The 26887-nt window shown below is 63.0% G+C and carries 27 protein-coding genes, 2 tRNA genes and 1 riboswitch; of the genes, 18 read left to right on the forward strand and 11 right to left on the reverse strand.

Annotated features, from left to right (window positions below):
* Positions 1-50: 50 nt before the first annotated feature.
* Positions 51-126 (reverse strand) — tRNA-Thr (locus AC3WVQ_RS00765).
* Positions 127-202: 76 nt separating this feature from the next.
* Complete coding sequence (locus AC3WVQ_RS00770; protein WP_034797180.1) at positions 203-1213, reverse strand: NAD(P)H-dependent flavin oxidoreductase; 1011 nt, start codon at positions 1211-1213, stop codon at positions 203-205.
* A 342-nt stretch (positions 1214-1555) separates the two neighbouring features.
* On the opposite strand from AC3WVQ_RS00770, the gene AC3WVQ_RS00775 reads away from it, so the two are divergent.
* A complete protein-coding gene (locus tag AC3WVQ_RS00775; protein ID WP_090295031.1) occupies positions 1556-2782 on the forward strand; it encodes a biotin transporter BioY in 1227 nt (408 codons plus the stop codon).
* 85 nt (positions 2783-2867) lie between these two features.
* Here the strand turns inward: AC3WVQ_RS00775 and ppk2 are convergent, their stop codons facing one another.
* Complete coding sequence (ppk2, locus tag AC3WVQ_RS00780) at positions 2868-3764, reverse strand: polyphosphate kinase 2 (RefSeq protein WP_492382916.1); 897 nt, start codon at positions 3762-3764, stop codon at positions 2868-2870.
* A 232-nt stretch (positions 3765-3996) separates the two neighbouring features.
* Between ppk2 and phoR the strand changes: the two genes are divergently transcribed.
* The 7 genes from phoR to phoB all read left to right on the forward strand — a co-directional run bounded on the left by phoR (position 3997) and on the right by phoB (position 11869).
* Positions 3997-5262: a phosphate regulon sensor histidine kinase PhoR gene (gene phoR, locus AC3WVQ_RS00785; protein WP_034797603.1), complete on the forward strand. Its 1266-nt coding sequence runs from the start codon at positions 3997-3999 to the stop codon at positions 5260-5262.
* Between the two features lie 195 nt (positions 5263-5457).
* Positions 5458-6492: a substrate-binding domain-containing protein gene (locus tag AC3WVQ_RS00790; RefSeq protein ID WP_034797176.1), complete on the forward strand. Its 1035-nt coding sequence runs from the start codon at positions 5458-5460 to the stop codon at positions 6490-6492.
* A 94-nt stretch (positions 6493-6586) separates the two neighbouring features.
* Positions 6587-8071: a phosphate ABC transporter permease subunit PstC gene (gene pstC / locus AC3WVQ_RS00795; protein ID WP_090295030.1), complete on the forward strand. Its 1485-nt coding sequence runs from the start codon at positions 6587-6589 to the stop codon at positions 8069-8071.
* Positions 8068-9390 carry a phosphate ABC transporter permease PstA gene (gene pstA, locus AC3WVQ_RS00800; protein WP_034797174.1) on the forward strand — a complete coding sequence of 441 codons (1323 nt, stop codon included), beginning with the start codon at positions 8068-8070 and terminating at the stop codon, positions 9388-9390. The genes pstC and pstA overlap by 4 nt, the downstream gene beginning before the upstream one ends.
* 13 nt (positions 9391-9403) lie before the next feature.
* Positions 9404-10219 (forward strand): phosphate ABC transporter ATP-binding protein PstB, encoded by an 816-nt coding sequence (pstB, locus tag AC3WVQ_RS00805; RefSeq protein ID WP_034797173.1) that lies wholly within the window; start codon positions 9404-9406, stop codon positions 10217-10219.
* Positions 10220-10269: 50 nt separating this feature from the next.
* A complete protein-coding gene (phoU, locus tag AC3WVQ_RS00810; protein WP_089043230.1) occupies positions 10270-10983 on the forward strand; it encodes a phosphate signaling complex protein PhoU in 714 nt (237 codons plus the stop codon).
* Positions 10984-11185: 202 nt separating this feature from the next.
* The gene (gene phoB, locus AC3WVQ_RS00815; RefSeq protein ID WP_034797168.1) at positions 11186-11869 is read left to right on the forward strand and encodes a phosphate regulon transcriptional regulator PhoB; all 684 of its coding nucleotides are present in this window, start codon (positions 11186-11188) and stop codon (positions 11867-11869) included.
* Positions 11870-11937: 68 nt separating this feature from the next.
* On the opposite strand, the gene AC3WVQ_RS00820 is transcribed toward phoB, so the two are convergent.
* Positions 11938-12459 (reverse strand): GcrA family cell cycle regulator, encoded by a 522-nt coding sequence (locus AC3WVQ_RS00820; RefSeq protein ID WP_034797167.1) that lies wholly within the window; start codon positions 12457-12459, stop codon positions 11938-11940.
* Positions 12460-12880: 421 nt separating this feature from the next.
* Here AC3WVQ_RS00820 and AC3WVQ_RS00825 point away from each other — a divergent pair, with 421 nt between their 5' ends.
* The 3 genes from AC3WVQ_RS00825 (at position 12881) to AC3WVQ_RS00835 (ending at position 16390) form a co-directional block, all read left to right on the forward strand.
* On the forward strand, positions 12881-14080 hold the full coding sequence (locus tag AC3WVQ_RS00825; protein WP_034797165.1) for an aspartate aminotransferase family protein: 1200 nt from the start codon (positions 12881-12883) through the stop codon (positions 14078-14080).
* 104 nt (positions 14081-14184) lie between these two features.
* Positions 14185-15102, forward strand: coding sequence for an ornithine carbamoyltransferase (argF, locus tag AC3WVQ_RS00830; RefSeq protein ID WP_034797163.1), 918 nt, complete (start codon positions 14185-14187; stop codon positions 15100-15102).
* Between the two features lie 298 nt (positions 15103-15400).
* Positions 15401-16390 (forward strand): Hsp33 family molecular chaperone, encoded by a 990-nt coding sequence (locus AC3WVQ_RS00835; protein ID WP_034797161.1) that lies wholly within the window; start codon positions 15401-15403, stop codon positions 16388-16390.
* Between the two features lie 58 nt (positions 16391-16448).
* On the opposite strand, the gene apaG is transcribed toward AC3WVQ_RS00835, so the two are convergent.
* The gene (apaG, locus tag AC3WVQ_RS00840; protein WP_034797159.1) at positions 16449-16841 is read right to left on the reverse strand and encodes a Co2+/Mg2+ efflux protein ApaG; all 393 of its coding nucleotides are present in this window, start codon (positions 16839-16841) and stop codon (positions 16449-16451) included.
* On the opposite strand from apaG, the gene AC3WVQ_RS00845 reads away from it, so the two are divergent.
* Positions 16840-17013 carry a hypothetical protein gene (locus AC3WVQ_RS00845; RefSeq protein ID WP_156552925.1) on the forward strand — a complete coding sequence of 58 codons (174 nt, stop codon included), beginning with the start codon at positions 16840-16842 and terminating at the stop codon, positions 17011-17013. The two genes, apaG and AC3WVQ_RS00845, sit on opposite strands and share 2 nt — an antisense overlap.
* A 55-nt stretch (positions 17014-17068) precedes the next feature.
* Here the strand turns inward: AC3WVQ_RS00845 and AC3WVQ_RS00850 are convergent, their stop codons facing one another.
* A complete protein-coding gene (locus tag AC3WVQ_RS00850) occupies positions 17069-18253 on the reverse strand; it encodes an O-succinylhomoserine sulfhydrylase (protein WP_090295028.1) in 1185 nt (394 codons plus the stop codon).
* A 44-nt stretch (positions 18254-18297) separates the two neighbouring features.
* Positions 18298-18376, reverse strand: a riboswitch (SAM riboswitch).
* A 74-nt stretch (positions 18377-18450) separates the two neighbouring features.
* Here AC3WVQ_RS00850 and AC3WVQ_RS00855 point away from each other — a divergent pair.
* The 3 genes from AC3WVQ_RS00855 (at position 18451) to AC3WVQ_RS00865 (ending at position 20682) form a co-directional block, all read left to right on the forward strand.
* Positions 18451-19548, forward strand: coding sequence for a 2'-deoxycytidine 5'-triphosphate deaminase (locus AC3WVQ_RS00855; protein WP_090295027.1), 1098 nt, complete (start codon positions 18451-18453; stop codon positions 19546-19548).
* An 81-nt stretch (positions 19549-19629) separates the two neighbouring features.
* Positions 19630-19704, forward strand: a tRNA-Gly gene (locus AC3WVQ_RS00860).
* A 144-nt stretch (positions 19705-19848) separates the two neighbouring features.
* Complete coding sequence (locus AC3WVQ_RS00865; RefSeq protein ID WP_090295025.1) at positions 19849-20682, forward strand: transporter substrate-binding domain-containing protein; 834 nt, start codon at positions 19849-19851, stop codon at positions 20680-20682.
* Positions 20683-20716: 34 nt separating this feature from the next.
* Here AC3WVQ_RS00865 and AC3WVQ_RS00870 read toward each other — a convergent pair whose 3' ends face one another.
* The 3 genes from AC3WVQ_RS00870 to AC3WVQ_RS00880 form a co-directional block, all read right to left on the reverse strand.
* Positions 20717-21127, reverse strand: coding sequence for a tellurite resistance TerB family protein (locus AC3WVQ_RS00870; RefSeq protein ID WP_034797150.1), 411 nt, complete (start codon positions 21125-21127; stop codon positions 20717-20719).
* Positions 21128-21254: 127 nt separating this feature from the next.
* On the reverse strand, positions 21255-22067 hold the full coding sequence (locus AC3WVQ_RS00875; protein ID WP_034797148.1) for a thermonuclease family protein: 813 nt from the start codon (positions 22065-22067) through the stop codon (positions 21255-21257).
* 13 nt (positions 22068-22080) lie between these two features.
* On the reverse strand, positions 22081-22734 hold the full coding sequence (locus AC3WVQ_RS00880; protein ID WP_060581859.1) for a S24 family peptidase: 654 nt from the start codon (positions 22732-22734) through the stop codon (positions 22081-22083).
* A gap of 187 nt (positions 22735-22921) precedes the next feature.
* On the opposite strand from AC3WVQ_RS00880, the gene AC3WVQ_RS00885 reads away from it, so the two are divergent.
* On the forward strand, positions 22922-24004 hold the full coding sequence (locus tag AC3WVQ_RS00885; protein ID WP_034797145.1) for a calcium:cation antiporter: 1083 nt from the start codon (positions 22922-22924) through the stop codon (positions 24002-24004).
* 19 nt (positions 24005-24023) lie between these two features.
* Here the strand turns inward: AC3WVQ_RS00885 and AC3WVQ_RS00890 are convergent, their stop codons facing one another.
* Entirely contained in the window at positions 24024-24533 is a 510-nt protein-coding gene (locus AC3WVQ_RS00890) for a winged helix-turn-helix transcriptional regulator (RefSeq protein ID WP_060581860.1), read from the reverse strand.
* 133 nt (positions 24534-24666) lie between these two features.
* On the opposite strand from AC3WVQ_RS00890, the gene AC3WVQ_RS00895 reads away from it, so the two are divergent.
* Positions 24667-25131 carry an SRPBCC family protein gene (locus AC3WVQ_RS00895; RefSeq protein WP_090295021.1) on the forward strand — a complete coding sequence of 155 codons (465 nt, stop codon included), beginning with the start codon at positions 24667-24669 and terminating at the stop codon, positions 25129-25131.
* 68 nt (positions 25132-25199) lie between these two features.
* Here AC3WVQ_RS00895 and AC3WVQ_RS00900 read toward each other — a convergent pair whose 3' ends face one another.
* The gene (locus AC3WVQ_RS00900) at positions 25200-25781 is read right to left on the reverse strand and encodes a LysE family translocator (protein ID WP_090295020.1); all 582 of its coding nucleotides are present in this window, start codon (positions 25779-25781) and stop codon (positions 25200-25202) included.
* A gap of 220 nt (positions 25782-26001) precedes the next feature.
* Between AC3WVQ_RS00900 and AC3WVQ_RS00905 the strand changes: the two genes are divergently transcribed.
* Complete coding sequence (locus tag AC3WVQ_RS00905) at positions 26002-26886, forward strand: DMT family transporter (protein WP_090295019.1); 885 nt, start codon at positions 26002-26004, stop codon at positions 26884-26886.
* Position 26887 lies beyond the last annotated feature (1 nt).

Genomic DNA, 26887 nt, shown 5'->3' on the forward strand with positions numbered 1-26887 from the left:
CGCACAGTTTTCGCTAGCGATATGTTTCTTCAGGGTTTTTTGAAGAGGAATGGTGCCGCTTACGTGACTCGAACACGTGACCCCATCATTACGAATGATGTGCTCTACCGACTGAGCTAAAGCGGCCCGGAGGCAGTTCCGCGGAAGCCCGCGGAACGAATGTGAGGCGCTGATAAACGCAAAGCGCCGAGATTTCAAGCCATCAGTTGCGAGAACTTGAAAATTCCTTGTTGGCTGTCGCTGCGGGTGCGGAGTGCAGGCCGAGGCGGGTGCGCGCTGCATCGTATTCGCGCTCGAGCCGGTCGACCATGCGGGCGACGGATGTCACTTCCTTGACCGCGCCGATGCCCTGGCCGCATCCCCAGATGTCCTTCCAGGCCTTGGCGCCGTCGGTCGCCGCGCCGAAGTCCATTTTCGACGGGTCGGCTTCGGGCAGATTGTCCGGGTCCATGCCGGCGGCCGAGATCGAGGGCTTCAGGTAGTTGCCGTGGATGCCGGTGAAGTAATTGGAGTAGACGATGTCTGCGGCGTTGCTGTCGACGATCATCTGCTTGTAGGCGTCGCTGGCGCGCGCCTCTTCCGTCGCGATGAAGGGCGAGCCGATATAGGCCATGTCGGCGCCCATCGCCTGGGCCGCCAGAATGGCGCCGCCGGTAGCGATCGCGCCCGAGAGAAGCAGCGGCCCGTCGAACCAGGAGCGGATTTCCTGGACAAGCGCAAACGGGGAAAGCGTGCCAGCATGGCCGCCGGCGCCGGCGGCCACCGCGATCAGGCCGTCGGCGCCCTTGCGGATCGCCGAATTGGCGTGGCGGTTGTTGATGACGTCGTGAAGCACGATGCCGCCATAGGAATGGATGGCCGCATTAACCTCGGGCACGGCGCCGAGCGAGGAGATGACGACCGGCACCTTGTATTTGATGCAGAGCATCAGGTCCTGCTCGAGCCGCGCATTGGATTTGTGCACGATCTGGTTGACGGCAAAGGGGGCGGCCCGCCGGCCGGGATTCTTGGCGTCGTGGTCGGCAAGCGTCTCGGTGATCTCGGCCAGCCATTCGTCGAGCTGCGATTGCGGGCGGGCGTTCAGCGCCGGGAAGGCGCCGATCACGCCAGCCTTGCACTGCGCGATCGTCAGCTTCGGGTTGGAGATGATGAACAGGGGGGCGCCGACAACCGGCAGTCTCGTCGTTCCGGAAAGAATTGGCGGAAGCGGCATCGGTTTCTCCATCCCTCGGTAAGGCGCGCCAAATTTTTGACGTTTGCGTAAACGTCAAAATAGATAGCAGCAAGTTTGCCGCTTGCAAAGGGCGGTTTGGCCGCGATGTCGCCGCCTCTTTTTTCGCACAGGCGCCGTGAAGGAAAGCGTTTTCCCCGGCCTTGGCCGGTCGCGCCCGTCGCCGGACTTGCGGATTCTGGCAGCAGCGGTTACGCAATTGTTAACAAAACCAACGGCGTGCCTCCAGATTTAACCCTTATGCCCTTGCGGTTGGATCGAGAGCGGTGGTCAACCGCGGCGCGCCGGCAGGTCCAAAGCCCTGCCTACACAGAAGGACTTGATGTGAGCGGACTTGAGACTGCAATCAGAAATGCCCTTGAGCGCTCCGATCGCGCCAATGCGGAAACGCGGGCGCGCATTTATCAATCTGCCCGTCAGGCGCTCGAAACCGGGTTGCAGAAACAGGGGATCGAGGACGGCAACGTCATCGCCCAGCAGCGCCATCGGCTCGAAGCCGTCATCCATGCGATCGAAACGGAAGAGAGAGCGGCACTGAGGACGCGACAACCGGCACCTCCGGTGGTCAGCCTCGACGATGCCGCGCGGGCGCGCGGGCCGGCACAGCCACGGGTCGAGCCGCAAGTCCGGTCACCGACGCAGGCCCAACCCCAACCTCAAGCCCAGACTCCGCCCCAGAGCCAGCCACAGGCCCCGGCGGCCGGTCGTCGGGAACCCGGTTTTGCCGGCGACGCGCCGCGCCAGGCGGCGAGCGATGGCGGTCTCGGTGGTCTGCGTGCCGATCGCGACGGTCCGGTGGTATCGACGCGTGCAGCCGCCGAGAGCGCGGCAGATGCTGGCGAAACTGCGAGCATCGCGCCCACGGTCCGCGGAGATACGCGCAAACGCCGGCGCAAGCGCAGCCGCTTTCTGTCCTTCACCATGGTCGTCGTCACGCTTGCCGCCGCAGCAGGGGCCGCGGCCTGGTGGGTGCAGACCAATGACCTGCTGAAATCTGCCGCCGAGCGCGACACGAATGTTGCCAATCCCCCGGCATCGGTTGCGTCGGAAGACTTCGATGGCGCGGCGGGATTGCGGACGCTCGGCGCGCAGCAGGGCTTTACCGGCGATTGGGTCGAGGTCTTCACGCCCAAGGAAACCGGCGCGATCGCACCCGGAGCGCAGGCAAAGGTCGAGCCGGTGGACGATGAAGGTGGGCGACGCGTGCAGCTGACATCGGCGGTCGCCGACGCGGAAGGGGATATCACCATCGAAATCCCGGCCTCGGTCCTGGCGGAACTCTCCGGCAAGACGTCGACGCTGGCGTTGACCGTGCAGGCCGAGCCCGGCAAGACCACGGAGTTCGCGGTCGAGTGCAATTTCTCCTCGCTCGGCGAATGCGGGCGCCATCGCTTCACCGTGCATGACGAGCGGCTCGACATGCTGTTCAAGATCACCTTCGACCGTAGCCTGGCGCCGAGCTCGCCAGGCCAGATCGTGATCAACAGCGATATCAGCGGTGAGGGCAAGAGCCTCAGCCTCTACGCCATCCGCGTCCTGCCGGGGCAATAAGACCGGTCGCCAAGGCTTTCCGGGGTGGGGCGGCGGGAAAACCTGCCGGCCCCATCGGCGTCATCGGTTTTGACAGGGCCGGCGTCTATTTCAGGAAACCGGGGCCGGATCCGATGATCTTGTCATCGACCTCGCCGATCGCGCCCTTGTCCTTGCCCTCGTAATCGAGCGAGGAAAGGATGTGGCGGATCAGGTTGAGCCGGGCTCGCCGCTTGTCGTTGCCGCGTACCACCGTCCAGGCTGCATGATCCGTGTGGGTCTCCTTCAGCATCTCGTCGCGCTTGGCGGTATAATCGTCCCATTTGTTGAGCGCCGCGATGTCCATCGGCGACAGCTTCCAGATCTTCAGTGGGTCGTGGCGGCGATCGTGGAAGCGTTTCAGCTGCATCTCGCGGCCGATGTTGATCCAGAATTTGAAGAACTGGATGCCCTCATGCACGATCATCTTCTCGAAGCGGGGAGCCTGCTTCAGGAACTGCTTGTGCTCTTCGGGTGTGCAGAAGCCCATGACCGGTTCGACGCCGGCGCGGTTGTACCAGGAGCGGTCGAACAGCACGAATTCGCCGGCCGTCGGCATGGTCGCGACATAACGTTGGAAATACCATTGCCCGCGTTCGGTTTCGGTCGGTTTGGTCAGAGCGACGACACGCGCCCAGCGAGGGTTGAGGTTGTCCATAGTCGCATGGATCGCACCGCCCTTGCCGGCGGCGTCCCGGCCCTCGAACAACGCCATCATGCGCTTGCCGGTCTTCTGCTGCCAGAGCTGAACCTTGACCAGTTCGACCTGCAGCTTTTCCAGCGTTTCCAGATATTCGTCGTCGTCGAGCTTCTTCTTGTAGGGGTAGTCGTCGGAGGAAAATGCCGCGTCGTCGATCCACTTCGGCAACTCGGGATTGTCGATGTCGAAAACGCGACTCTTGCCGCCGATTTCGAGTTCCACCGCGCGGTTCTCCGCCTTGTCCGCCGTATCCGTCGCTGCCATCGGTTCGCCCTTTCGGCTTGGCGCACGGGCCCGAAAACCGGCTTCGATCATCGGAAGGATCATGCGCGTTTTCAAACTTTCGGGCCTGCGCCTGTCATCGGATAAACAAGGCGCTCGCGACCCGATTTCGTTGGAGGAGGCCATAATTGCGTTGCGGATTCAAGCCGGTCGTGAAAATCATGTCATGAAGGATCGCTATTCCTCGACCATTTTGGTCCGGGAGGAAAAGAAAGTGATTCATGAGGATGTCGAGGTGGACGGTTCGAAGGCGTTCTGGCGGAACCTGGTTCCGCGGCTGAAAGCAGAGCGCTGGCTGCTGGGGCTCACCGTGCTCCTGGCGATCCTTGCGACCGTCGCGGGTATTCATTTCCTGATTGTCCTGCCCTTCTGGATCGTTCTCGTCGCCGCGTTGCTCAACCGTAGCGCGCCAACCTCGGTTATTCTGAGCCCGGCCAAGGCGGTGGTCGCTGCCGGCCCGGCGAGCGACCCGCTGGTGCCCGCGCTGAACGCGCTCGACATGCCGGTTCTGGTGATTGCTGCCGACGAGACGGTGGTGTTCCAGAACATCGCAGCCGAGAAGGCCTTCGGGACCATTCCGCCAAACACCTATCTTGCCGCTCGGGTGCGTTCGCCCGGCATCCTCGACATGGTCCGCGAGACGATGGCGACCGGCAAGGCGAACCAGATCGAGCATAACGAGCAGTTGCCGTCCGACGCCGTCTATGTGGTGCGGGTCGCTCCGGCTGAAATTCCGGGCGACGGGCCGGTCAAGCGGATCTTCCTGCTGACCTATCGCGACATCTCTCAGGCGCGCCGTATCGACCGCATGCGCTCGGACTTCGTCGCCAATGCCAGCCACGAGCTGCGCACGCCGCTGGCATCCTTGCGCGGCTTCATCGAGACGCTCCAGGGTCCGGCGCGCAACGATCTGAAGGCGCAGGAAAAGTTCTTCGGCATCATGCACGAGCAGGCGACGCGCATGAGCCGGCTTGTCGACGATCTGCTGTCGCTGTCGCGGCTGGAGTTGCGCTCGCATATCGCGCCCGATGACCCCGTCGATCTGGCGCCGCTGCTCGGGCATGTCCGCGACAGCCTGCTGCCGCTGGCGAAGGATCTGGATGTCACCGTCTCGCTCGTGGTGCCGGACAAGCCCGTGGTCGTCCGCGGCGAACGCGACGAACTCATCGAGGTCTTCGAGAACCTGATCGAGAATGCGTGCAAGTACGGCCAGGAAGGCAAGAAGGTGGACGTAATCCTGCATGGCGGCGAGGGAGGCGAGGCCGAAGTCGTCGTGAAGGACTATGGCCCGGGCATTCCGGCCGAGCATGTGCCGCGCATCACCGAGCGGTTTTACCGGGTCAATGTCGAGGCCAGCCGCTCGAAGAAGGGTACCGGCCTGGGCCTTGCCATCGCCAAGCACATTCTCACGCGGCATCGTGCCCGGCTCCTCATCCATTCAGAGGTCGGCAAAGGCACGACCTTTACGGTCCGCTTCTGACATATTGGCGCGGGAAAACCCGGGGGTGTCCATTTTTCATTAGCATTTTCAATAACATGAGCTGTCATAAATGTTTCGTCGAACTGACATAAAAGGTGTGGCCATCGGCAGCTAGTTAGGGGCAGCCGATAAGACGGCGAAGAGCGCTGCAACGCTTGGCGCACACCAACACAAGCCCATTCCGGGAGAACTTTTATGAAAGCTCTTAAACTCACTGTCGCGGCGCTGGTCGCTTCGGCCGCATTTGCCGGCGCAGCCGCCGCTCGCGATCAGGTTCAGGTCGCTGGCTCCTCGACCGTTCTTCCCTACGCCAAAATCGTCGCCGAGACGTTCGGCGAGACCTTCCCCGACTTCAAGACCCCGGTGGTCGAATCCGGCGGCTCCTCCGCTGGCCTGAAGGAATTCTGCAAGGGCGTTGGCCCTGATACCATCGACATCGCCAACTCCTCGCGCAAGATCAAGGACAGCGAAGTCGAGGCCTGCAAGGCCGCTGGCGTCACCGAAATCCAGGAAGTGAAGATCGGTTATGACGGCATCGTCTTTGCGACCGACGCCGGCAATGCCGACCTCGCCCTGAAGCCGGAAGACCTCTACAAGGCGCTCGCTGCTGAAGTCGTCGTCGACGGCAAGATCGTCGCCAACCCCTACAAGAAGTGGTCCGAAGTCAACGCCGCCCTGCCGGCCGTCGAAATCGCCGCTTATATCCCGGGTGAAAAGCACGGCACCCGCGAAGTCTTCGAAGAGAAGATCCTCGCTGCAGGCTGCAAGAACGCTGGCGCCGTTGACGTGATCAAGGCTGCCGTTGCCGATGAAAAGCAGCAGCACAGCAAGTGCGTCGCAGTCCGCAAGGACGGCCTGGCTGTCGACATCGACGGCGACTACACCGAAACGCTCGCCCGTATCGCTGCCAACAAGAACGGCATCGGCGTGTTCGGCCTGTCATTCTACGAAAACAACGCCGACAAGCTGAAGGTCGCGACCGTCAACGGCATCGTACCGTCGACCGAAACGATCGCTTCCGGCGAGTACCCGGTTTCCCGCCCGCTGTACTTCTACGTCAAGAAGGCACATCTCGGCGTTATCCCGGGCCTCAAGGAATATGTTGAGTTCTTCCTCGACGACCAGATGATCGGCCCGGAAAGCCCGCTCGCCGAATACGGCCTCGTTGCCGCTCCGGACGCTGAGCGCGAAGAAATCCGCAAGGCTTTCTCTGCCGGCAACATGCTCTGATAATGACAAGCCCCGGCGCGATGTCTTCGCGCCGGGGCATGCCTTCATTCGATTTGCCGGCACCCATGACGGGCGATGCCGGGGAGACGTGCGGATGAGTACTTCGCTCCTTCTTTTGCTCATTATTGTTATTGGTTTCATTGCTTATTTTGCAGGCCGCGCCCGTTCGCTGGCGCAGTCCGGCGGCAAGCTCTCCAACCTTCATTCTCTGCCGGGCTATCACGGTAGCTACGTCGCCATCTGGGCGATGCTTCCGGCCGCACTCGTTCTCGGCACCTGGCTGTTCGCCGCTCCCGTGTATATCGACGGAAGCACGCGCGCGGCCTTGCCGGATAGCGTCCAGAGCCAGGGCCCTGCCGCCGTGCAGCTCGCGCTCGGTCAGGTCAAATCCGTTGCCGGTGGCCTTCTGCGCCTGAGCGGCGAGGAACTCGCAGCCCTTGAGGGCGGCTCCGCCAATCTTCGCGCGACGCTCGCGTCCAAGGGCGTTGCCCTTGCTGGCGAAGGCGATCCCTACATGGTCACCGTCGCCAAGCACTTCAACGCGATGACCGCGACCAACCGCTGGCTGATGACGGTCGCCGTTCTGCTGATCGCGATTGCCGGCGGCGTCTACGCCATCCGCAACGTCGCGACCCGCTTCCGCGCCCGCAACCAGGTCGAGCGGGTCATTCTCGGCTCGCTGATCGTCGCGTCCTCCATCGCCATCCTGACGACGGTCGGCATCGTCGCCTCGATGCTGTCGGAAGCCGGACGCTTCTTCACCATGGTCTCGCCGTTCGAGTTCTTCTTCGGCACGGTATGGGATCCGCGGTTTGCCGCTGCCGGCAGCGGCGGCGCTTCGGGCCAGTTCGGCCTCATCCCGCTTCTTGCCGGCACGCTCTACATCGCCTTCGTCGCCATGCTGTTTGCGGTGCCGATCGGCCTCTTCGCGGCGATCTACATGGCGGAATATGCAAGCCCGCGCTTGCGTTCGACCGCAAAGCCGCTGCTCGAAGTGCTCGCCGGCATCCCGACCATCGTCTACGGTTTCTTTGCGCTGGTGACCGTTGGCCCGTTCCTGCGTGACATCTCCGCCCAGATGAACGGTCTCATGACCGGCAACTACCAGAACTTCATCCAGGCACAGAGCGTTCTGACGGCGGGCATCGTCATGGGCATCATGCTGATCCCATTCGTGTCGTCGCTGTCGGACGACATCATCACCCAGGTGCCGCGGGCACTTCGTGACGGCTCGCTCGGCCTTGGCGCCACCCGCTCGGAGACGGTCAAGAAGGTCATCCTTCCGGCAGCCCTCCCGGGCATCGTCGGCGCGCTGCTGCTCACCGCCTCGCGCGCCGTCGGCGAGACCATGATCGTGGTGCTGGCAGCCGGTGTGGCGGCCCGCATGCAGATCAATCCCTTCGAGCCGATGACGACGGTGACCGTTAAGATCGTCAACCAGCTGACAGGTGACCTCGAGTTCACCTCGCCGCAGACGCTGGTGGCCTTTGCACTGGGCATCACGCTCTTCGTCATCACGCTCGGCCTCAACATTTACGCGCTCTACATCGTGCGCAAATACCGGGAACAGTACGAATGACCGACATCGCTTCCCCGACCGTCCGGATCTCCGCCCGTCCCGCATCCGCCAAGCGCGATATCGGCATCAAGCGTCGCTATGCTGCCGAACGCCGGTTCCGCTTCTACGGCATGGCCGCGATCAGCACCGGTCTCTTCTTCCTGGCATTGCTGCTGTGGACCGTCTTTTCCAACGGCTACACCGCATTCCAGCAGACGACGATTACGCTGCCGATCGAATTCACCGAAAAGGTCATCGACCCCAAAGGCGAACGCGCGACCGACGGCAAGGTGCTGATGACCGCCAACTATCCGCTGTTGGTGCGCGACGCGCTCGTCAAGCAGCTCGGCATCGACGCCACCAAGCGGCCGCAGGTCAAGCAGGCGACCGACATGGTTTCCGCGAGCTCCCGCACGCTATTGCGCGACATGGTCGCCGCCGACCCGTCGATCATCGGCAAGACGGTTCCTGTCACGCTGCTGGCCGAGGCCAACATCGACTCCGCCTTCAAGGGCCAGATCGATCTCTCGGTCGATGAGGGCAAGCGCAAGGTCAAGGACCAGCAGGTGACCTGGATGAACGAGCTGGCGAGCGCCGGCATCCTGAAGAAGAGCTTCAACACCGGCATCTTCACCTTCGGCGCCTCCAGTCGTCCCGAAGCGGCAGGCGTCGGCGTCGCTGCCCTCGGCTCGCTCTACATGATGCTGATCGTGCTGGTGCTGTCGCTTCCGATCGGCGTCGCCGCCTCGATCTACCTCGAGGAGTTTGCGCCGAAGAACCGGCTGACCGACCTGATCGAGGTCAACATCAACAACCTCGCGGCCGTTCCGTCGATCGTCTACGGCCTCCTGGGTCTCGCCGTCTTCATCAACTTCGCCGGCATGCCGCGCTCGGCAGCCGTCGTCGGCGGCTTCGTGCTGACGTTGATGACCCTGCCGACGATCATCATCGCCACCCGTGCGGCGTTGAAGGCGGTCCCGCCGTCGATCCGCTCGGCGGCCCTCGGTCTCGGTGCGTCGAAGATGCAGACCATCTTCCACCACGTGCTGCCGCTGGCGATGCCGGGCATCCTGACCGGCACCATCATCGGTCTTGCCCACGCGCTTGGTGAAACCGCGCCGCTGCTCCTGATCGGCATGGTCGCCTTCGTCGTCGATTTTCCCGGTTCGCCGATGGAACCGTCGACGGCACTGCCGGTGCAGATCTACATGTGGGCCAATGAGGCGGAGCGCGCCTTCGTCGAGCGCACCTCCGGCGCAATCATCATTCTTCTCATCTTCCTGGTCGTCATGAACCTTGGAGCCATTCTGTTGCGACGTCGCTTTGAGCGCCGCTGGTAGTGAGGTAATTACTATGAACATCATGTCAGAAGCAGCAGTCGAGAAGGCTCTGGATCAGAAAATGAACACCGTGCCCTACAAGATGATCGGCAAGGATGTGTCGGTCTATTACGGCGAGAAGCGTGCGCTTTTCGACGTCAACCTCAACATCCGCGAGAACACGGTCACGGCGCTGATCGGTCCTTCGGGTTGCGGCAAGTCGACCTTCCTGCGCACGCTGAACCGCATGAACGACACGATCGAGAACTGCCGCGTCACCGGCAAGATCACGCTCGACGAGGACGACATCTACGACCCGACGATCGACGTCGTCGAACTGCGCGCCCGCGTCGGCATGGTCTTCCAGAAGCCGAACCCGTTCCCGAAGTCGATCTACGACAACGTCGCCTACGGCCCGCGGATTCACGGACTTGCCCGCACCAAGGCCGACTTTGACGAGGTGGTCGAGACCAGCCTGCAGAAGGCCGGTCTGTGGAACGAGGTAAAGGATCGTCTGCAGGAGCCCGGCACCGGCCTTTCCGGTGGTCAGCAGCAGCGTCTCTGCATCGCGCGTGCCGTCGCCGTCAGCCCGGAAGTCATCCTCATGGACGAGCCGTGCTCGGCTCTCGATCCGATCGCGACCGCCAAGGTCGAAGAGCTCATCCACGAGCTGCGCACGAACTTCACGATCGTCATCGTGACCCACTCGATGCAGCAGGCCGCCCGCGTTTCGCAGCGCACCGCCATGTTCCACCTCGGCAATCTCGTCGAGGAGAACGACACCGACAAGATGTTCACCAATCCGGATGACCAGCGCACCCAGGATTACATCATGGGCCGCTTCGGCTGAGGCCGCATAAGGCTGCAACAGTAACTGCAAAGCGCCCGTAAGGATCGACGATCATGTCCATGCATATCATGTCCGCCTATGACGAAGAACTGAAGTACCTGACGCGCCGCATCTCGGAGATGGGCGGCCTCGCCGAACAGATGGTCGCCGAGTCCGTTCGCGCGCTGGTCAACTCCGACCTGGCTCTCGCACAGAAGGTGATCTCGGACGACACCGTCCTCGACGACGCCGAGCGCCAGATCGGTGAGAAGGCGATCGTCACGATCGCCAAGCGTCAGCCGGTCGCCGCCGACCTGCGTGAGATCATGGGGTCGATCCGCATCGCCTCCGATCTGGAACGCGTCGGCGACCTTGGCAAGAACACCGCCAAGCGCGTGATCGCGGTCGCCGGCTCCGGCATTCCGCGCAAGCTCGCCCGTGGCCTCGAGCATCTGGCAGAGCTCGCTCTCGTCCAGCTCAAGGAAGTGCTCGACGTCTACGCCTCGCGCTCGCCGGAAAAGGCCAACAGCATCCGCGAGCGTGACGAGGAGATCGACGCGATCTACACCTCGCTGTTCCGCGAGCTCTTGACCTACATGATGGAAGATCCGCGCAACATCACGCCCTGCACGCATCTTCTGTTCTGCGCCAAGAACATCGAGCGCATCGGCGACCACGCGACCAATATCGCTGAGACGATCTATTACATGGCGACGGGTGCTCAGCCGGAAGGCGAGCGTCCGAAGGATGACACTACGTCGACGCTGGGCTCGGTCAACGACTGAGCGCCAAGCGCGCCGTAAGCATGCATGCCCTTTGAAATCTGATCCGGTCGCGGCTTCGGTCGCGGCCCCGAATTCCTGTATCTGAAGCATGCGGTTTTCGCCCCGCCTTTGAAAACGGCGGATGTGCTCCAGATTTAGAGTGTCTGAGCGCCGGCCGGGCCGATGAGCCCAAAGGCCGCCCGCGGTAAGGAGACGTTACCTGATGTTGCCAAAAATCGCCGTAGTCGAAGACGAAGAGGCGCTGAGCGTTCTGCTGCGTTACAATCTGGAAGCCGAGGGCTTCGACGTCGATACGATCCTGCGGGGCGACGAGGCGGAGATCCGGCTTCAGGAGCGGCTGCCCGACCTGCTTATCCTCGACTGGATGCTGCCCGGTGTTTCCGGCATTGAACTTTGCCGTCGGCTGCGCCAGCGTCCGGAGACCGAACGTCTGCCGATCATCATGCTGACGGCGCGCGGCGAGGAAAGCGAGCGCGTCCGGGGTCTGGCGACGGGTGCCGACGACTACGTGGTCAAGCCCTTCTCGACGCCGGAGCTGATGGCGCGCGTCAAGGCGATGCTGCGCCGGGCAAAGCCCGAGGTGCTGTCGACGCTGCTTCGCTGCGGCGACATCGAACTCGACCGCGAGACCCACCGCGTTCATCGCCGCAGCCGCGAAGTGCGCCTCGGCCCCACCGAGTTCCGTCTTCTGGAGTTCCTCATGTCCTCGCCGGGCCGCGTCTTCTCTCGCTCGCAGCTTCTGGATGGCGTCTGGGGGCATGACATCTATGTCGACGAGCGCACCGTCGACGTGCATGTCGGTCGTCTGCGCAAGGCTCTGAACTTCTCGAACATGCCCGACGTCATCCGCACCGTTCGCGGCGCCGGCTATTCGCTCGAAAGCTGAGCGGTCTGAAAGTCGCCAAGAAAAAAAGGGGCCGATCGGCCCCTTTTTTATTGATGCCGTCCAGCTTCTCAGCGGGCCCTGCGGCGCTCCCCCGACGGCTGGTAGGCCAGCCGCGCATGGAAGGTGCAGTAAGGCGAGGCTTCCGGGGAATCGTTGCCGCAGAAGTGAAACTCTTCCTTCAGCGGGTCGCCGATCGGCCACTTGCAGGTGCGCTCGGTGAGCTGGGTCAGCTCGAGGCGGCGCGACATCGGCACGACAACGTCGGTGCGGGTGCTGAAATCCTGCTCGGCAACGAGATCGACTTCGATTTCTTCCTTGAGAACGACAGCGCCGGCCGCGCGTGCAACCGGGCGGGTCGAAACGCGCGAAGCGTAGTTCGGTGCGCGCGGTGCCGAAGTCGGGCGCTTCGGACGGGCTGCTGTCGTGGTGCTGCCGCCGGCCTTGGCGCGACCTGGCAGGCTCAGGCGGTGAACCTTGCCGATGACAGCGTTACGGCTGACGCCGCCGAGCTGCGCCGCGATCTGGCTTGCGCTCAGGCCCTCGGACCAAAGCTTCTTCAGTTTCTCCACCCGCTCGTCAGTCCAGTTCATTTCTGCACTCTCCGTTCTCAGCGTTGGGGATGGCAGAATCCCTCACCGCACCCCGGCTAAACCCCGGGGTTGCAAACGCGATAACTCTTTTGGTGACTAGGTCCGCCGCATGCGTCTAGTAATTGAATGTTAACGTACTGACCGCTGGACTCTGTGGCAAGAGTCCCGGGAATCAGGCCGAATCGATTTCGTAGTTTTCCCCAACTTGCTCGGCCAGCGTTGCATTTTTGCAAGCCCTCCCGGACGATTTTTCTGCTGCCAGGAATCGACCCTTCATGTTGCGCTGCAAGGCTTGGTTTTGTTGACATTGCAGCGCGAAATGGGAATAGTGCCTGCGCCGCCGAAAGGCGGCATTTTTGATTTTTATCGGCCCGCGTGAGGCGCGGGATCGATGTCGATCTGGAGTGAAGGAGAGCCTCGCATGACTGCAACCACGCCGCTTTACGATACCTACATGCGCGCGCCGTTGCGTTTCGAGCGAGGAGAGGGCGCCTGGCTGATCGCTGAAGACGGCACGCGTTATCTCGATTTCGGTGCCGGCGTTGCCGTGAACTCGCTCGGCCACGCGCACCCGCACCTGGTCGAGGCGCTGAAGGCGCAGGCCGACAAGGTCTGGCACCTGTCCAACCTTTATGAAATTGCGGGCCAGGAAAGCCTCGGCCGCCGGCTGACGGCAGTGACCTTTGCCGACAAGGTCTTCTTCACCAATTCGGGCGCGGAAGCGCTGGAATGCGCCATCAAGACGGCACGGCGTTACCACTTCTCCAAGGGCCACCCGGAGAAGTTCCACGTCATCACCTTCGAAGGCGCCTTCCACGGCCGCACGATCGCGACGATCGCCGCCGGTGGTCAGCAGAAATACATCGAAGGTTTCGGGCCGAAGGCGCCGGGCTTCTACCAGGTTCCGTTCGGCGACATCGCCGCGGTCAAGAATGCGATCACCGAGGAAACCGCAGCGATCCTGATCGAGCCGATCCAGGGCGAGGGCGGCATCCGTCCGGCGACCAAGGAATTCATGCAGGAACTGCGCGCGCTTTGCGACGAGTTCGGCCTGCTCTTGATCCTCGACGAGGTCCAGACCGGCGTCGGCCGTACCGGCAAGCTGTTTGCCCATGAATGGGCGGATATCCGTCCGGATATCATGGCGGTCGCCAAGGGTATCGGCGGTGGCTTCCCGTTCGGCGCCTGCCTCGCGACTGAGGAAGCCGCATCTGGTATGGTGGCGGGCACGCATGGCTCCACATATGGCGGCAACCCGCTGGCCATGGCCGTCGGCAACGCCGTGCTCGACGTCGTTCTGGCCGACGGATTCCTGACGCATGTGCGCGATGTCGCGCTGGTCTTCCGCCAGGGCCTTGCGTCGCTCAAGGACCGTTTCCCTGATGTCATCGAGGACATCCGCGGCGACGGTTTGATGCTGGGCATCAAGGTGAAGGGCCCTTCGGCCGATCTGCTGAAGGAAATCCGCGCCGAAAAGCTCCTGGCCGTGCCGGCGGGCGAAAATGTGCTGCGTCTGCTGCCGCCGCTGACCGTGACGGCGGAAGAGGCGCGCGAGGGGCTCGCACGTATCGAACGCGCCGCCGAGGCGGTTCGCAAGGCAAGCGGCAACGCCGCGGCCTGAAGGTAGCGACCCAGGGACGACTAAGGCGTTAGAATGACCTTCGTGCGGGCACGTGGATAGCGTGCCGCACCAGGGACCGATTTTTCAGACAGGAACCGAGTACGATGGCAGGCACCAGACATTTTCTCGATCTTTCGGCCATGACGGCCGCCGACCTCCGGACGATCATCGACGATGCGCGCGTCCGAAAGGCGGCGACCAAGGCCGGAACTGCCGAGAAGCCGCTCGCCGGCAAGATGCTGGCGATGATCTTCGAAAAGCCCTCCACCCGCACCCGCGTTTCCTTCGATGTCGGCATGCGCCAGCTCGGCGGCGAAACCCTGTTTCTGTCGGGCACCGAAATGCAGCTCGGCCGCGCCGAGACGATCGGCGACACGGCCAAGGTGCTCTCGCGTTACGTCGACGCCATCATGATCCGCACCACCGACCATCGCCGCCTTCTGGAACTGGCCGAGCATGCGACGGTCCCGGTCATCAACGGCCTGACCGACGATACGCACCCCTGCCAGATCATGGCCGATATCCTGACCTTCGAGGAGCATCGCGGTCCGGTAAAGGGCAAGACGATTGCCTGGACCGGCGACGGCAATAACGTGCTGCATTCGCTGATCGAAGGTTCTGCCCGCTTCGGATACCGCATGAACATGGCCGTGCCGCTCGGTTCCGAGCCGCAGGACAAGTTCCTGAACTGGGCGCGCAACAATGGCGGCGAGGTCCTTTTGTGTCATGACGCCGAACAGGCCGTCGCCGACGCCAATTGCGTCGTGACCGACACCTGGATCTCGATGAACCAGGAACATCGCGCCCGCGGGCACAACGTCTTCCAGCCCTACCAGGTCAATGAAGCGCTGATGAAGCGTGCGGCCTCCGATGCGCTGTTCATGCACTGCCTGCCGGCGCACCGCGGCGAAGAGGTCACCGACGAGGTCATCGACGGCCCGCAGTCGGTGGTCTTCGACGAGGCGGAAAACCGGCTGCACGCACAGAAGTCGGTCATTGCCTGGTGCATGGGGCTCGTCTGAGCCGGCTGCCCGGTCGCGCGCGACGGCGAAGAGGCTTCAGTGCGCTCCGCCGAGCGTGCGCCATATAGGGGCGTGTTCACCGCACTTGACATTGTCCACGTGCGACACGATTTAGGCGGCATACGGGCGCTCCTGAAAGTAGTGAGCGCGCAACCGTCGAGGTGGTGCGTTGCTATGGCGGCGGCACATACCTGGTGGACAATCCGTTTATCGCGGGATCAACTGAGACAGCGAGCACGTTGCGCGGGGATAGCAATATCTCTGGTGCAGCTTGGTGGCTGAAGGCAAGGAGCAAGACATGACTGACATGACGCCAGGGCTTGGTGAGTTCGACTTTGCCGGTGACGATCACGTCGTGCCTTTCCAGGTGGAAGGCCTCGACGTGCGCGGCCGCGCCGTGCAGCTCGGCCCCATGCTGGACGCAATCCTCGAGCGCCACAACTATCCGCTTCCGGTCGCGCGTCTGGTTGCTGAAACCGTTGTACTCACCGTGTTGCTCGGGACCTCGCTGAAGTTTGAAGGCAAGCTGATCGTCCAGACTCAGGGCGATGGCCCTGTCGATCTGGTGGTCGCTGATTTCTCGACGCCGGATCGCGTGCGCGCCTATGCCCGCTACGATCAGGAAGCGCTTGCCGCTGCCGAAAAGGACGGCCGGACCCTTTCGCACGAGCTGCTCGGAAAGGGCGTGCTCGCCTTCACCATCGACCAGGGCGCCCATACCCAGCGTTACCAGGGGATCGTTGCGCTCGACGGAGCGACGCTGGAAGAAATCGCCGGCGTCTATTTCCGACAGTCGGAGCAGATCCCGACCAAGGTGCGCCTTGGCGTGGCCGAGCTTCTCGATCGCGACGAAAACGGCAAGCCGCGCCATCGCTGGCGCGCCGGCGGCATGGTCGCCCAGTTCCTGCCGGAAGCGCCGGAACGCATGCGCCAGCCCGACCTTTCCGGCGGTGATGGTGATGATGGTGAAAGCGCGTTCGGTGACGACGATCTCTGGGCCGAAGCCAAGGTGATGGTCGAAACGATCGACATGGACGAGTTGACCGATCCGATGGTCGGAACCGAGCGGCTGCTCTATCGCCTGTTCCACGAGCGCGGCGTCCGCGTCTACGAACCGCAGGCGGTCTACGACCGCTGCAGCTGCTCGCGCGAGAAGCTTCAGTCGGTGTTGTCCAACCTGAGCACGGACGACCTCGAAAGCACCATCGACGATGGCGAAGTCAAGGTGACCTGCGAGTTCTGCTCGACGACCTATCGCTTCGAAGCAAGCGAGGTGCGCCCGCAGTAGCGGGCGCTTCCGGCCGACTGGCCGCGATTTAGAGCGACGCTAGTCCGAAGGACGCGCTTCAGTTCAGGGTGCGCACGAGCCCGGGTGAATCGAGCGAGAAGGCGGGGATGGCAACGTTGAAGGTCTCTCCGCCTTCCGATTCCATGCTGTAGTGGCCGAACATGACGCCTGAGGGCGTATCCAGAGGGCATCCGGACGAATACTCATAGGTATCGCCGGGATTGAGCAGCGGCTGCTCGCCGATGACGCCCGGACCGCTGACCTCGTCGACTTGCCCGTTCTCATCGGTAATGTGCCAGTAGCGCGTCATCAACCGCACGGACGCGTCCGAGTGGTTTGAGATGACGATGCGATAGCCCCAGACATAGCGGCCGTCATCGGGATCCGACTGCTCTTCGAGATAGTACGGCTCCACCGTAACTTCTATGTCGCGGGTCAAAGCGCGATACATGGGCATCACCTTGCTTCAGGTCTTTCAGGGTATTCTACAGCAAGATGGTTTCGTCAAGAATAACGGCAAGATTGTGCGATCCCATGATGGGACGGATGGCCGTGCTGACGCGATCGAGCGGGTGAAACGTGCCTGGCACCTTGGCGCCGCGCCGCCGGAAACCATCTCGTGATGGCCGGCAAGCGGCGTCGGCCGCCGTTGATCACGGCGGCCGTGTCTTCGTAAAATCAGGACTTCACGGCCTTCAGCGCGCGGGCGAAATCTTCCACCACATCGTCGCTGTCCTCGATGCCGGCCGAGAAGCGCACGGTTCCAGCGGAAATGCCGAGCTCTTCGCGGGCCTCGTCGGTCAGGTTCTTGTGCGTGGTCGTTCCCGGATGGGTGATCAGGCTCTTGCTGTCGCCGAGGTTGTTGGAGATGCGCACGATCTCCAGCGCATTCTGCAGCGCGAAGGCTGCATCCTTGCCGCCCTTCAGTTCGAAGGCGACGAGCGTCGATCCGCCGGTCATCTGCTTGGCGATGATGTCGGCCTGCGGATGATCCTTGCGGCCAGGATAGATGACCTTGGCGACCTGCGGCTGTTCTGCCAGGAAGTCGGCCACGCGGCGGGCCGTTTCCGTCTGCTGACGCACGCGTAGCGGCAGCGTCTCGATGCCCTTCAGCAGCGTCCAGGCGTTGAACGGCGACATCGCCGGGCCGGTGTGGCGGAAGTAGTCGTGCAGGTGCTCGTTGATCCATTCCTTGTCGGAAAGCACGACACCGCCGAGACAACGGCCCTGACCGTCGATATGCTTGGTGGCGGAATAGACGACGATATGGGCGCCGAGTTCCAGCGGCTTCTGGAAGAGCGGCGTCGCAAAGACGTTGTCGACGACGACCTTGGCGCCGATCTGGTTGGCGAGCTTGGCAACGCCGGCAATGTCGATGACTTCGAGCGTCGGGTTGGTCGGGCTTTCGAGGAAGAAGACCTTGGTGTTCTTCTGGATCGCCTTTTCCCAGTTGGCGAGGTCGCGTCCGTCGACCAGCGTGCACTCGATGCCGTATTTCGGCGCCAGCGTCTCGACCACCCAGCGGCAGGAGCCGAAGAGGGCGCGGGCGGCGACGATGTGGTCGCCGGCCTTCAGCTGGCAGAGAATTGCGGCGGTGACGGCAGCCATGCCCGATGCCGTGGCGCGCGCATCCTCGGCGCCTTCCAGCATGCACATGCGCTTTTCAAACATGTCGTTGGTCGGGCTACCGTAGCGGGCGTAGATGAAGCCTTCGGTCTCGCCCTTGAAACGAGCTTCCGCAGCTTCCGACGTCTCGTAGACAAAGCCCTGGGTAAGGAAGATCGCCTCGGAGGTCTCTCCGTGCTGGGAACGGGTGGTCCCGCCATGGACCAGTTGCGTTGCGGGGCGCCAGTTTTTGCTCATGTGACGGTCACTTTCAAAAACAAAAAAACCGGCCGCGTGAAGGGCCGGTTTGACACCCGGCCTTTTTAGCTACTTGTTTAACGTGGCTGCAAGCCGACCGGCCAAATCACCACGGGATAAAGCTTCAATACTGCCAGGGTACGCTTGCGTCAATTCCCGGAGTTTGGTTTTGTCTCGCAACTGAAAAGAGGACTGCAATGGGCCGCGACACTGGGATTTTGGCCGATCGCGCGATCGCCGCGCTGTTAGAATCGGGACGCCTCAAAAGCGAGAAGCCGCTGGATGTCGATCAGATCCAGCCGGCAAGCCTCGACCTGCGCCTAGGCTCGAAGGCTTTCCGCGTCCGCGCAAGCTTCATGCCAGGCCCGTCTCACCTCGTTGCCGACAAGCTCGACCGGCTGAAGCTGCACGTCGTCGATCTGACCGATGGCGCGGTGCTGGAAACGGGCTGCGTCTACATCGTGCCGCTGATGGAAAGCCTGGAACTGCCTGAGGGCATGTCGGCCTCGGCCAACCCGAAAAGCTCGACCGGTCGCCTCGACATCTTCACCCGCGTCATCACCGATCGCGCCCAGGAATTCGACAAGATCCCGGCCGGCTACAGCGGTCCGCTCTATCTCGAAATCAGCCCGCGCACCTTCCCGATCGTCGTGCGCCGAGGCTCGCGCCTGTCGCAGATCCGCTTCCGCATGGGCCAGTCTATTCTGTCGGAGCAGGAACTGCAGGCGCTGCACGAGAGCGACGTGCTGGTGGCGAGCGACAAGCCGAACGTCAGCGGCGGCGGCATCGCGCTGTCGATCGATCTGAAGGGCACCGGGCCCGAAGGCCTGATCGGCTATCGCGGCAAGCATCACACCGCCGTCATCGACGTCGACAAGAAAGCGCAGCACGCGATCTTCGATTTCTGGGAGCCACTCTACAGCCGCGGCCGCGACGAACTGATCCTCGATCCGGATGAGTTCTACATTCTCGTCTCGCGCGAGGCGGTGCATGTTCCGCCGCTTTATGCGGCCGAGATGACGCCGTTCGATCCGCTGGTCGGCGAGTTTCGCGTGCATTATGCCGGCTTCTTCGATCCGGGCTTCGGCCATGCCTCGGCCGGCGGCACGGGCAGCCGTGCCGTGCTGGAAGTGCGCAGCCACGAGGTGCCGTTCATCCTCGAACACGGCCAGATCGTCGGCCGCCTGATCTACGAACACATGCTGGAACGGCCGGATGGTCTCTATGGCCTCGGCGTCGGCTCCAACTACCAGGCGCAGGGCCTGAAGCTCTCGAAGCATTTCCGCGCCGAGTAGGGGATTTTGCAGCGCCCCTTACGCGATCCCGCGCAAGGGTGCTTGACAGATCGCCCCGGTTCGGGAAGTTTCGCAGGCGCCGCGGGTGTAGTTCAGCGGTAGAACGCCAGCTTCCCAAGCTGGATGTCGTCGGTTCGATCCCGATCACCCGCTCCATTCTTTCTCGTCCCGTTCCTTGTGTAACCGCGTTCTCGTGGCGGCCTATGGTCAGCTGCGCTGCGGCCGGTTACTTTACCGCTCGATGAATCACCGCGGTTCCAAGGGCCGCCCCTGCCACATGAGACGTGCCGGCCGCTGCCCATGAAAGTTCTTTCCTTTTTCGCCCTTTGCGTATCCTTGATCGCGACGCCGCTTGCGGCCGAGGCTAAGGATCTGCCGCTGCTGTTCGACGCGCGCGAACGCATCGCCAAGCCCGACCTCACGGGCCTGGCGCGCCTGCGTTTCCTGACGACGGTGGACTTTCCGCCGTTCAACTTCATCGACCAGTCCGGCAAGCTTTCGGGATTTCATGTCGATCTCGTGCGCGAGATCTGCCGCGAGCTCGACATCGAGGCCAAATGCCAGATCCAGGCCGTGACCTATGCGGAGCTGCTGCCGGCACTGGAAGAGGGGCAGGGCGAGGCGGTGGCCGCCGGTATCGCCGTCGGTCCGGAACTGCGCCAACGCTTTGGCTTTTCCCGCGCCTTCATGCGGCTTCCAGCGCGCTTCGCCGTCAATACCAAGGCGGCCGGCGCAGTCTCGGCACCGAGCGATCTCAAGGGGAAGCCGGTCGGTGTCGTCGCCGGAACCACGCATGAGGCGATGTTCAAGGCGTTTTTCCCAAAGATCGAGGCCAAGGTCTATCCCGACCGCGAGGCCATGCTGACGGCTCTGCAGAAGGGCGATGTGCCGGCGGTGTTTTCCGACGGCATGCAGCTGTCCTTCTGGATCTCGGGTAGCGCTGCTGGCGGCTGCTGCACGCTTGTCGATGGCGCCTACTTCTCGCAGCGCTTCCTCGGTGAAGGCCTGACGATCATGAACCGCAAGTCCGAGCCTGCCCTGACCCAGGCGATCGATCACGCGCTGCTGGCGCTGTCGCGCAGCGGCCGCTTGGAGGAAATCTACCTGCGCTACTTCCCGAACGGAATCTATTAGGCGCCAGAACTTTTCGGCGTGATCACCGGCCGGCCTATCGGCGGAAGCGGGCGAGCGCGCCGCGCTCGATAGCGGCGCAGGTCAGCTTGTCGAGGCCAAGCCGGTCGCGCAGCAACTGCAGCAGGCGGATTTCTTCGTTGCGGATGCGCTGGTCGGCGGCCGCGATCTCGACGGCGAGCGCATAGGCCGTCTCGTGGAACTTCTCCGGCAGCGCTTCGCGCACGATCTCGAGCATGATGTCGAGCCCCTCGGGCGCCGCCAGCTGCGCCGAGCATTCATGGCCGATATGGACGAGGCTGTCCTCGTCGAAGCCGTCGAACACGGGCAGGAATTGAACCAGCCGGCCGATGCGGGCAAACTCGTCGTCGCTCATCTCGCGGTCGACCGCCGACATCATCACCATGACATAGATGAGAGCTTCGTGGTGGCTGAGGCTTGGTTGCATGGGCTTTCCGGCGGTAGAGCGATTCCAGGGATGGCACGGTTCCTGATCCGGAATTGCGTCGTTTCAAAGAGTTGAGCCGTCTGCCGCTTTCGGCAGACGGTCGAGAGCTGGGAATTGTCGCGGCTATTTACAAGTCCGGCTGCGAAGCGTCCACTCCGATGCCGAGGGTCGGATCGTCGAATGTCATCGGCGTGTGGCTGAGGTCGCGCGGATCGTCACCGTAAAAACCGAGTTTCGCCTGGCGTGCTGCGTCGGCGCGTTTTTCGAGGGTCGAGCCGGGAACCGGCGTTGCCCAGCCATTGTCGACGAGCCAGGTGGCAAGATCCTGTCCGCCAAGCGTGCAGGAGGCGGTGGCCGAAGGGCCGGAATCTCCTTCGGGCAGATCGCAGCTGACCGCACGTGCGCGCAGGAAGTTTCTGAAGGCGGTTCGCGCGACGATGCCGCAGGGCCAGCTCTTGCCGGCGCTTTCGCAGGTCCGCTCCGCTTGTTCCGGCTCGATGCCGTCGATCTGCAGCGTCAGCTTGTCGAACTGGATCACACCGGCGGCGACCGCGACCGGGCGATAGAGTACGGTCGGCCCGGCGGCCTTCGCTTCCTTCTTCGGTTCCGACAACGGCGCACGCGGTTCCACCCGTTCGAGCGGCGCACTGGTGACCGTATCGGGCAGGCCGAACTGCTGTGGCTCGATGGCGCGTGCCGCATTTTCCGTCGTGGGCGATTGTTCGCTGGTCGTCGCCGCGCCGCCGGGATCGAGCGGGACCTCGTCGTCGGCCTGATCCGGCGTCGCCTCGAAATCTGTCATGTCGGGCGTTTCGAGAACGAGTTCCGGTGTGGCGGCGGTCTCACGGTCGCGGATGGCAACAGCGCCCGCATAGAGGATGCCGGTGAAAAGGGCGATTGCGGCGATGCCGCCGGCAAGGGTGTAGAAATGCTGCCGCATCAGGAAGGACGTCCTATTGGCTGGCCCAGATAATTCGGGCGATCCATTCGATCTGGCTGGTCTCGAAGCTCCGGTTCGGATGCTCGGGATTGAGCGATAGAAGTTCGATCACACGCGGCGTCTGGCGCGTGAGCACCTTTGCCATGACCTCGCCCTCCTGCGTCTTCACCACAACCCGATCGCCACGCCGGATCGGCGCGCCGGGGTCGACGATCAGGATGTCGCCGTCGCGGTAGAGCGGCAGCATGCTGTCTCCCTGGACCCCGAGCGCATAGGTGCCGCTGCGCTTTTCCGCATCCGTCGGAAAGTCGATGACGTCCCAGCCCTGACCGGCGGGAAAGCCGCCATCGTCGAAGTAGCCGCCGGCACCCGCCTGGGCAAAGCCGATCAGCGGGATCGTGGCAGCGGCCACCGGCTCGGAAGGCGCTGGGACCCCCTCCGGCTGCAGTAGGCTGGTGAACTGGTCCATGGTGGCGCCCGTCGCCCCCAGCACCTTGGCGATCGATTCTGTCGAGGGCCAGCGCTCGCGCCCGTCGGCGGAGCGACGTTTGGATTTGTTGAAGGAGGTCGGGTCGAGGCCGGCACGGCGCGCGAGGCCGGACGGCGAGAGCTGGTGGCGCTCGGCCAGGGTGTCGATAGCGTGCCAGATCGTGCCGTGAGACAACATGACGAGAGATCCAGGCCGGGCAGGCGGCCACTTGCTGCTTTGGTTCCCGGCCACACTACCGAAACGCTGCAGGGCGGTAAAGAATCGGGAGGAAAATAGTCCTCTTTCCGTCATTTGATTTGCGGGACGCGGCCCCTATAGTTCCGGTGATGGGCAGGACAGGCTTTCGGTGGAGGGCGTTTTGTTGATGCGCATGAAAGCGGAACGCCTGCTGATCGTCGCCATGCTTGCCGCGGTCGCCGGGCTTGCGCTCGAAGATCGCCTGCTTGAGATGGGGCGCCTCGCAACGCTTCTCGGTGCCGCCGGTCTGGTGGTTGCGATCGTGCTTGCATCGCTGCGGGTGTCGCATCACGCCGAGGTTCTGGCATCCAAGGTCGGCGATCCCTATGGCACGATGATCCTCACGCTCTCGGCGGTGCTCGTCGAAGTCGTCGTTCTGGCGATCATGATGACCAGCGAGACCTCGCCGACGCTGGTGCGCGACACGATCTATGCGGCCGTCATGCTCGACATCAACGGCATCCTGGGCCTCGCAGCCCTTCTCGGAGGTCTGAAGCACGGCGAACAGCCCTATAATGACGATTCCGCCCGCACCTACAGCGTGATGATCCTGACGGCGATGGGGATTTCTATGATCGTGCCGGAATTCGTGCCGGCGGCGAAATGGCATCTCTACTCGGCCTTCACCATCGGCGCGATGATCACGCTCTACGCCCTGTTCCTGCGCATGCAGGTGGGCGTGCACAGCTACTTCTTCAGCTACAGCTATCCGAAGGCGAAGGGCGAGGGGAGCGCGAGAGAGGGCGGCCCCGACCAGCCGGTGTTGCCGTCGATCGTGATCCTGATCCTCGGCATCGTGCTGATCGGTGTGCTGGCGGAAGTGATGTCGTCGCTGCTGACATCGGGCTTGAAAGGGAGCGGTGCACCGCCGGCTGTCACGGCCATCGTCGTCGCGGCGATTTCCGCCTCTCCGGAGATCATGACCGCCATGCGCGCCGCTCTCGCAAATCGCATGCAGGCGGTCGTCAATATCGCGCTCGGCGCTTCGCTTTCGACCGTCATCCTGACGGTGCCGGTGATGGAGGCGATCGCGCTCTATACCGGCCAGCCGTTCCTGATGGCGATGTCGCCGGTGCAGACGGTGATGGTGACGATCACGCTGATCGTTGCCGCGATCAACCTCAATGACGGCCAGACCAACGCCATCGAGGGCATGACGCATTTCGTGCTGTTTGCCACCTTCGTCATGCTCTCGGCGATCGGGCTCTGAACCGGCCGCCGGGCGAGCGTCAGGCCGTCGCCTTTTCCTGCGCCTTCCTGGCGACCACCTCTTCATAGGCGGCCTGGAGCGTGGCGCGCACCCGCGGCGGGCCATCGAGCGGCATCCCCAGATGGTCGTGCCGCAGCTCGTCCATGAAGCGATCCCAGAGCGCAGGGCCGCCGTTCTCCATGAGTTCGGCGCGAATGCTGAGCTCTTCGCTGACCGGCAGGTAGCGCCGTCCCCAGGCACCGAGCTGGGCCATGATCGGCACGAGTGCAATCGTCATTTCCGTCAGGCTGTAGATCGCCTTCTGCTTGTGCGTGGGGTCGTCGCGCTTCGTCAGCATTCCCTGTTCGACCAGCATCTTCAGCCGATCCGCAAGGATATTCGATGAGATACCCTCCTGCGATCGCAGCAGCTCCCGGAAGTGCCGTTTGCCGCCGAAGATCATGTCGCGAATGATCAGCAGGCTCCATTTGTCGCCGAACACTTCGAGCGAAAGATTGATCGGGCAACCCGAGCGCATGTCGTCCTTCATTGGCACCTCTTTAAAACCGCTTGCATTATCGCATCACTGACGCTAACGTTCAACTGATTTCAAAATTATAGCAGTTCATAATCGAAACCAGTTGTGTATAAGCCATCAATTTCCAACCCAGAGGAGGCAGGACATGATCGACAGATCCGTGGAACATTCGAGCTTCACCATTGAACGCAACTTCAAGGCGACACCGGTTGAGGTGTTCAGGGCGTTCTCGGAGCCAGCCGCAAAGGAGCGCTGGTTCGTCAACGTCGAAGCCGGGGCGCAGATCACCCACGACTTCCGCGTCGGCGGCCGCGAAAGCGGTCGCTTCAGCGTGGACGACGGGACGACCTATTACGACGATACCGTCTATCTCGATATCGTCGAGAACCGCCGGATCATCTTTGCCTATACGATGACGCAGAACGACAGGCGGATTTCTGCCTCCGTCGCCACGGTCGATATCCAGCCTGCGGGCACCGGAACGCGCCTCGTCTTTACCGAACAGGTGGCCTTCCTCGACGGGCTCGACAAGCTCGAGTACCGCCGCGGAGGCTGGGAAGAGTTGATGGGGGCGTTGGCCAAGGAACTCGGCGAGGCGGTTGCTGCCTGAGGCACAACGTTTGGCCGCGCATAGCGATCGATTCCCGGAGGACACGTGCTGGTCCTCCGGGATTTTTGCTAGTGCATGGCGGCGATCGCGCTGCCGGCGATGCCGACGGAGAAGAGCGTGAGGCAGACGGCGGCGATCCGGCGCGGCAGGTGCGAAGCCGAAAGACCCTTGGACATCTGCACCAGCAGGGCGCCGGCCCCGATCCAGGTCGACCCGGCGGCGATGACCAGCAGGGAGAAGCCGGCGATCCAGGGCCAGACGGCTGCCAGTCCTGTCTGCGGCAACAGCACCAGGGCGACGATCAGGGCTTTCGGATTGAGCAGCGTCGTGAGGAAGACTTGTCGGATGGAGATGACGACACCTTCGCTGCGCTCGGCATCGGTCGTCCAGAGCGCATAGGCGAGGTAGAGAACCCAGCAGGCGGCAATGAGCCTCAGCGCCAGGCCGAGGTTCGGATGGGCGGCAAGGAACGGTGCGAGCAACGCGACGGCGGGAATGATCACCGCGAGATAGCCGCCGAGCTCGCCGGTCAAAAGCGGCAGCGACCGGCGAAGCCCGGCCGATGCGCCGGAGAGCCAAAGCAGCGTATTCGTCGGACCGGGCGTCGCGAGCAGGACGAGGGCGGCAAGGGCAAAGGCGAGCGGCTGCATGTCGTTGGGACCCGAGTTTCATGGTCGTTATCGCTGCCTTCTAGCAGCGGCGCAAGCGCCGGTTCTTGATCTCCATCAAGCTTGCTGTCCGATCCGTGGTGCAAGCCACCCCAAGAAATCGCCACAGCGCCGCCCCGACATGCCCCTTCCGCGCCCGTCGCGGCCGCGCTATCAGACGGGCTCCGCCGCTTCTCCTCCCGCCGGCGTGATCGAGGCTCCCATGAACAAGACCGTCCTGTCAGGCATCGTCATGACGACGTTTTCCTATTTCCTGTTTTCGCTGCAGGATGCGTCGGTCAAATGGCTGGTCGTCGGCTACTCGGTCTGGCAGATCCTGTTTACCCGCAGCATCACCATTCTCCTGCTCTGCCTTGTGATCGGTCGCGGCAAGCTGGTGCGCAGCGCCATCTCGTCGCCGGTGATCAAACCGCTCTTCGTGCGCAATCTTTTGCTGCTCGCTGCGTGGCTTTCCTATTTCAACGCGGCGCGCGACCTCGGCCTGGCGGAGATGACCACCCTTTACTACGCCGCGCCGATCATCGTGACGCTGCTTGCTGTACCGATCCTGAAGGAGGACGTTCCGCCGATCCGCTGGTTCGCCGTGTTCATCGGTTTCGTCGGCGTGCTCATCGCCTGCGATCCGCTCGGCACCGGCATGAAACTGTCGCTGCCGGTGTTCCTGGCGCTTATCGCCGCCGTCTTCTGGGCGATCGGCACGGTGATGCTGCGCAAGACGGCACTTCAGGAAACGACCCTGGTGCAGATGACGATCTCCAACGTCTTTTTCATCGCCATGACCGGGCTTGCCGTCGGCTTTTTCTGGACACCGCCGGCGCTCTTCGACGTCGCGCTGATGGCCGGAACCGGCGTCATCGCCGGCATCGCCCAGTACGCGCTGTTCGAGGGCATGCGCCGGGCACCGATCTCGGTGATCGCGCCGTTCGAATATACCTCGCTCGTCTGGGCCTTCGGGCTCGGCTTCCTGATCTGGGGCGACGTTCCGGCCACCAACGTCTTTGCCGGCGCCGGGCTGATCTTTGCGGCTGGCCTGCTGATCATCGTCGGCGAACGACTGGCGCATCGGCGCGCCGGTGCCGCCGCTTAGA

This window comes from Ensifer sp. EB106-05-01-XG146, assembly GCF_058791875.1.